General features: G+C 58.0%; 1 protein-coding gene. It reads left to right on the top strand.

The window, feature by feature from the left end:
• Positions 1–413 (top strand): ABC transporter substrate-binding protein (locus NKH35_RS31920; RefSeq protein WP_352917584.1); only part of this gene is annotated, 413 nt, incomplete at its 5' end.
• Positions 414–736 lie beyond the last annotated feature (323 nt).

Below are 736 nucleotides of genomic sequence, written 5' to 3'. Positions count from 1 at the left end.
TTGCAAACGGGACCCTGTATATTGGCTACAATATGATCGGGTCATACGCCTATGCGGCGGCCAGGGACAATTCCGACTTAAGGGTCGTTGTCCCGCGGGACTATGCGCTGATACTCAGTCGTGGCGCGCTCATTCCGAAGACGGCACCGAGTATGGCCCTTGCCAAACGATTTCTCGACTACCTTCTGTCAGCCCGGGGACAGAAAGTCGCGAGGGAAAGTTCCTTTTTCTTCGCCGAGAATGGGCAATTGCCTGACGGAGCGGACGGCCCGGAAACACTTGGCGAGTCTGGTATCGCGCGCGCCATTCGCATCGGCCCTGCGTTACTTGCCGTACAGGACGAGGCGCTGCGCCGCCGCTTCATCGAAGATTGGAGCAAGTCGATGATCGGTGCCCAGGGCCAGCGACCGTGACCCCGCAGGATGCCGCTCCAAAATTTCAACAATCTCAGCGATATGTCGATGTGGCCGATCCGGCTGTCGTCGAGAAACTGAGCACGACCCATCGGGCCCAAGTCGGCTGAGCAAACCTCTACATTGCCGTGACAGGTTGGTGACAGGTCAGGATGATACTCGCCTTTTGTGCCTGGAGGAGGTACGATTTAGGCGAACTTGGAGGAGACCTCAATGAAAAATCGTCTTGCGACGATGACGGCCGTGCTTTCGCTGTCAGCCGCTTTCGCGACGCTTGCCCCCGCTGCCGAAATTCCCGCCGGGTATCCGGACAACTACAAGGA

The sequence above is a fragment of the Mesorhizobium sp. M1143 genome (assembly GCF_040318435.1).
In the GTDB taxonomy this organism is placed as follows: domain Bacteria; phylum Pseudomonadota; class Alphaproteobacteria; order Rhizobiales; family Rhizobiaceae; genus Mesorhizobium.
Note: the sequence above shows the minus strand (reverse complement) of the source record. Positions and strands in the feature narration are given on the sequence as shown.